We start from the raw sequence: 5492 nt of genomic DNA on the forward strand, positions 1-5492 counted from the left end.
CGGGGGCACTGTGGCGGCGAACGCCGCGTCGAATGCGCTTGCCGCCGCCCTTGCCTGGGCCGCGGTCTGCAGCGCTTGTGCCGCAGTGGTATTCAGCCATGTCAGGTAGGGAGCGGTCGCGGCCAGCATCGACACCGATGCTGGTCCCAGCCAGGATTCACTCGCCAACAGCGAGATGACCTCCCCGCAGCGGCCTGCGACAGCGTGGTCGGGCACAGCGAGTTGGGCCGAGCACACCCGCCGCCCCGATCAGCAGCAACGCCAGCACGGCTACGGCAACGCCGGACCGCGACCGTGGTCGTCGCCGATACGCTTCCACCCTGGTAATATACCCTACACCCGTATGGTGTAAAGTCGGCTTGCCGCACATCCGCAAAGATGAGACGAAGAAAGACGCGACGTCGACCTAGGTGGAGTCGTACGGTGTACATGCGCTGCGGAGACTGTGACCCCCCGAGGGAAGGGACAAGTATGACGCAAACCAGCGAGCCTCCGGCTGTCTTGAGGCGCCATCAGGTCGTCATCGTCGGAAGCGGATTTGGCGGGCTGAATGCGGCCAAGTCGCTCAAACGAGCCGACGTCGACGTCACCCTGATCTCGAAGACGACCACCCACCTGTTCCAGCCGCTGCTGTATCAGGTTGCGACCGGAATCCTGTCCGAGGGCGATATCGCCCCGACCACCCGTCTGGTCCTGCGCAAGCAGAAGAACGTGCGGGTTCTGCTCGGCGATGTCAACGCGATCGACCTGAAGGCAAAGACGGTCACCTCGAAGTTGATGGACATGGAGACGGTGACGCCATACGACAGTCTCATCGTGGCCGCCGGCGCCCAGCAGTCCTACTTCGGCAACGACCATTTCGCCACCTTCGCGCCGGGCATGAAGACCATCGACGACGCGCTGGAGCTGCGCGGCCGCATCCTCGGCGCGTTCGAGGCCGCCGAGGTGAGCACCGATCCGGCAGAGCGCCAACGGCGCTTGACCTTCGTGGTGGTCGGTGCCGGACCCACCGGTGTCGAGGTGGCCGGGCAGATCGTCGAACTGGCCGAGCGCACGCTGGCGGGCGCCTTCCGAACCATTACACCCAGCGAGTGCCGGGTGATCCTGCTCGACGCCGCGCCCGCGGTGTTACCGCCGATGGGCCCGAAGCTGGGTCTCAAGGCACAAAAGCGGCTGGAAAAGATGGACGTCGAAATTCAGCTCAACGCGATGGTGAGCGCCGTCGACTACAAAGGCATCAGCATCAAGGAGAAGGACGGCACCGAACGCCGCATCGAATGCGCGTGCAAGGTGTGGGCGGCGGGCGTGCAAGGTAGCTCGCTGGGCAAGATGATTGCCGAGCAGTCCGACGGGACCGAGACCGACCGCGCCGGACGAGTAGTTGTCGAACCCGACCTCAGCGTCAAGGGACACCCGCACGTCTTCGTCGTCGGTGATCTGATGTCGGTGCCCGGGGTGCCCGGGATGGCACAGGGCGCGATCCAAGGCGCGCACTACGCCACCAAGCTGATCAAGAACACCGTGAAGGGCAAGGACGATGCGGCGAACCGCGCGCCGTTCAAGTACCTGAACAAGGGCAGCATGGCGACGATCTCGCGGAACAGCGCCGTCGCGCAGGTCGGCAAGCTGGAGTTCAGCGGCTACTTCGCCTGGCTGGCCTGGCTGGTGCTGCACCTGTATTACCTGGTCGGCCACCGCAACCGGATCGCCGCCCTATTCTCCTGGGGGATGTCCTTCGTCGGTCGCAGTCGCGGCCAGATGGCCATCACCAGCCAGATGATCTACGCCCGGTCGGTGATCAACTGGATGACGCAGGCGCAGGTGCAAAGCGCGCTGGACGCCGCCGAAAAAGCCGAAAAAGCCGAAGAGGCCGAACAGCACGCCGGCTAGCCGAGGGCCTGGTCGATATCGGCGATCAGATCGTCGGTGCCTTCCAGCCCGACCGAGATGCGGACCACCCCGTCACCGAGCCCGATCGCGGCACGGCCCTCGGGGCCCATCGCCCGGTGGGTCGTGGTCGCCGGATGGGTGACAAGGGATTTGGCGTCGCCGAGGTTGTTGGAGATGTCGATCAGCCGCAGCTTGTCGAGCACTTCGAACGCCCGTTGCTTGGCAGCGGAGTCTGGACAGTCGAGCTCGAAGGTGATAACCGTTCCGCCACCGGACATCTGGCGCTTGGCCAGGTCGTACTGCGGGTGCGATACCAGATACGGGTAACGCACCCAACGGATTGCCGGGTGCCCCTCCAGGAACTCCGCGATCCGCTGCGCCGAAGAATTGCTGTGCTCCACCCGAATGGCCAGTGTTTCAAGGCCTTTCAGTAACACCCAGGCGTTGAATGCGCTCATCGCCGGACCGGTGTGGCGCATCAGCTTCTGTACCGGACCGTCGATGTACTCTTTGTCGCCCAGGATCGCACCGCCCAGCACCCGGCCCTGGCCGTCGATGTGTTTGGTCCCCGAGTACACCACCACGTCCACCCCGAGCGGAAATCCTTGCTGCAGAAGTGGTGTGGCGAAAACGTTGTCCAGCACCACCTTTGCGCCCGCCGCATGAGACAGTTCGGTCACCGCCGCGATGTCCACCAGCGACTGCATGGGGTTGGACGGCGTTTCGAAGAACACCGCCTGGGTGGGTACCGAGAGCGCCCGCTCCCACTGCGCCGGGTCGTCGCCGTCGACGAACACGGTCTCCACGCCCCAACGCGGCAGGATCTCGCTGCACACCACGAAACAGGACCCGAACAGGCTGCGTGCGGCGACCAGCCGATCACCCGCGGCCAGCAGCGCGCCCAGCGACGTGAACACCGCGGCCATTCCACTCGCGGTGGCGAATGCCGCCGGCGCCCCCTCGATCAGGCGCAGCCGTTCCTCGAACATCGTCACCGTCGGGTTGCCGTAGCGCGAGTACACGAAGTGGTCCAGCTCGCCGGTGAACGACTGCTCCGCGACGGCCGCCGACGGGTACACGTAGCCCGACGTCAGATACATCGCCTCGGCGGTCTCTTCGAACCCGGATCGCAATATCCCGCCACGCACACCGATGGTGGCCTGGCTGACGTCGTCGGGCAGCTCCTTCGGCCTGCGGACCGAGGGCTGGTCGGTCACTGTTGGTTCCAGGGCAATCCGATTGCCCGCCAACCTGTTCCGCCGCGGTGGCCGTGGGCGTCGATCTGTCCTTCGAACCCGTCCAGCACGTTGTAGGCCGGAGTGATGCCGGCCTCGGTCGCCACCTCGGCCGCGCCGATGGACCGGTTGCCCGAGCGACACAGGAAGACGACAGGCCGCTCCCCGCCACCGGTTGCCGGCCCGATCCGGTCCCGCAGTTCGGTCAGGAAGTTTTCGTTGAACTGCCCGTTGGAGCGGTTCCACTCGATGAAGACCACCTCACGGCCCAGGCTGGACAAGTCGGGCACACCGACGAAGCGCCATTCGGCGTCCGTGCGCACATCCACCAAGACCGCGTCGGGGTTGTCGCTGAGCAGCTTCCAGGCCTGCTCTGGCGTGATATTTCCTGCGTAGCTCACCCGCGTGAGTCTCCCACATTCAGCCGGCTCGCCACTTCCCGGGCACGTTCGCGGGCGGTCGCCAGATCCGCTCCGGTGGATAACGCGATGCCCACCCGCCCGGCCGCGTCGGCTTGCCCGAACACCCGGACATCGCTTTCCGGCACGCCCAGCGCAGCGCTGAGCGCGTCGGCAGTGGGCATCGGCCCGGCTTTGAGTGCCTGGCAGGCACTCGGCGAAATCATCATGGTGTCCACCGGCAGACCCAGAATGGCCCGGGCCTGCAGGTCGAACGCCGACAGGCGCTGGCTGCACAGTGTCACCCAGGCGCTCTCCCCCGGCCATGCGGTGACGTCGGAGAAGTACACCTCGTCGCCGTTGATCATCAATTCGACGGCGAAGACGCCGCGCCCGCCCAGCGACTTGACGACGCGCGCGGCCACGGACCTGGCGGCGTCCGCCGCGGTGGCGCTCATCTTCTGCGGCTGCCAGGACTCCACCACCGCAGCGTCGGCATCGACGTGACCGATGGGGGAACAAAACTCGATTGCCAGCCCACTGGGGCCTTCGCTGCGCACGACGAGCAGGGTGATGTGAACCTCGACCTCCACCACTGCTTCGGCCAGCACCCGATGGTGTTTGTCATGTCCCACGACATGCTGCCAGGCGGCGGCGATGTCTTCCGCCCCGCTGACGACGGATTGGCCCCGGCCGATCGGACCGGTCACCGGTTTCACCAGCAACGGGTACCCGGCGCGGGCGCCGACCGCCTCGAGTTCCTCGACAGATCCGGCGAACCAGAATGGCGCGGTGGGCAATCCGAGCTCGTCGGCGGCCAGCCGGCGCAGCGCCTCCCGGTCGGCGGTGAGCCGCACGCTGCGAGCGCTGGGCACGAGCTCGGTGCGGTCACCGAGGGCGTCAAGGCCGGGAGCCGAGACCGCGTCAGCGAGGGGCACCAGGTAATCCGCTTCCAGCCGCCCGGCTACCCCGGCGCCGGCGGTTGCGGCGTCCGGCGACTGAACGATCACCTCCGCGCCGAGGCGCCGCAGCGCGACCGAGAGCTCCGCGGTGCGCTCGTCGGAACCCAGCAGCACGACCACGGGCCTGACCGTGGCGTCGGCACCGGCAGGTTCGTCAGCAGACGCCTGCTCGTGCTGTCCTTCGGTCGTGCCGTCAGTCACATTTCCAGGATAGGGGCGACGAACCGCTACCACCGGGACTCACATCTGATGCCTAGCTATTAGCTACTTCGACCTGAAAAAGTCGGCGCGTTCATCCGCGGTCGGGTGGCGCCGAGCTGGGACGATGGCCTTAATGCCCTTGTTGCGGAAGGGATTGAGGCCATCGTGTTTCGTACTGTAGGTGATCAGTGCTCGTTGTGGGAGTCGATGCTGCCCGAAGAGGTGCGCCGGCTGCCCGAGGAATTGGCGCGGGTGGACGCGCTGTTGGACGATCCGGCGTTCTTCGCCCCGTTTGTGCCGTTCTTCGATCCGCGGATGGGTCGACCCTCGACGCCGATGGAAACCTATCGACGGCTGATGTTTTTGAAGTTTCGCTACCGGCTGGGCTACGTGAGCCTGTGTCGGGAGGTCTCGGACTCGATCACGTGGCGGGTGTTCTGCCGGATCCCGCTGGATGGGAGGGTGCCGCATCCGACCACGCTGATGAAGCTGACCACCCGGTGCGGGGCGAAGGCGGTCGACGGGCTCAATGAGACGCTGCTGGCCAAGGCGGCAGAGGCCAAGCTGCTGCGCACCCACCGGATTCGGGCCGACACGACGGTGGTCCCCGCCAACGTGGCCTACCCCACCGACTCGGGTCTGTTGGCCAAGGCGGTGCGCCGGATCGCCGCCACCGGCAAGCGGATCCAGGCCGCTGGCGGCGCGGTGCGCACCCGGGTTCGCGACCGTTCCCGCGCGGCCGGTCGGCGCGCGCACGCGGTCGCGGCGAAACTGCGCTCGCGTGCGGCGCTGGGTCGCGACGAAGC

6 protein-coding genes are annotated in these 5492 nt (G+C 66.6%); 2 read left to right on the forward strand and 4 right to left on the reverse strand.

Annotated features, from left to right (window positions below; genetic code table 11):
- Positions 1-237 (reverse strand): PPE domain-containing protein (locus VML93_RS15045; protein WP_414686359.1); only part of this gene is annotated, 237 nt, incomplete at its 3' end.
- Positions 238-471: 234 nt separating this feature from the next.
- Here VML93_RS15045 and VML93_RS15050 point away from each other — a divergent pair.
- The gene (locus tag VML93_RS15050; protein ID WP_325611788.1) at positions 472-1890 is read left to right on the forward strand and encodes an NAD(P)/FAD-dependent oxidoreductase; all 1419 of its coding nucleotides are present in this window, start codon (positions 472-474) and stop codon (positions 1888-1890) included.
- Here the strand turns inward: VML93_RS15050 and VML93_RS15055 are convergent.
- The 3 genes from VML93_RS15055 to purT are packed head-to-tail and all read right to left on the reverse strand — an operon-like array spanning position 1887 to position 4686.
- Complete coding sequence (locus VML93_RS15055) at positions 1887-3107, reverse strand: O-succinylhomoserine sulfhydrylase (protein WP_325611789.1); 1221 nt, start codon at positions 3105-3107, stop codon at positions 1887-1889. The two genes, VML93_RS15050 and VML93_RS15055, sit on opposite strands and share 4 nt — an antisense overlap.
- A complete protein-coding gene (locus VML93_RS15060; protein WP_325611791.1) occupies positions 3104-3526 on the reverse strand; it encodes a rhodanese-like domain-containing protein in 423 nt (140 codons plus the stop codon). The genes VML93_RS15055 and VML93_RS15060 overlap by 4 nt, the downstream gene beginning before the upstream one ends.
- Positions 3523-4686, reverse strand: a complete 1164-nt coding sequence (gene purT, locus VML93_RS15065) for a formate-dependent phosphoribosylglycinamide formyltransferase (protein ID WP_325611792.1) — start codon at positions 4684-4686, stop codon at positions 3523-3525. Before purT ends, VML93_RS15060 begins: the two co-directional genes overlap by 4 nt.
- A 165-nt stretch (positions 4687-4851) precedes the next feature.
- Between purT and VML93_RS15070 the strand changes: the two genes are divergently transcribed.
- On the forward strand, positions 4852-5492 hold a 641-nt coding region (locus tag VML93_RS15070), incomplete at its 3' end, for a transposase (RefSeq protein WP_422656538.1).

The organism is Mycobacterium sp. (assembly GCF_035499775.1).
GTDB lineage: Bacteria > Actinomycetota > Actinomycetes > Mycobacteriales > Mycobacteriaceae > Mycobacterium.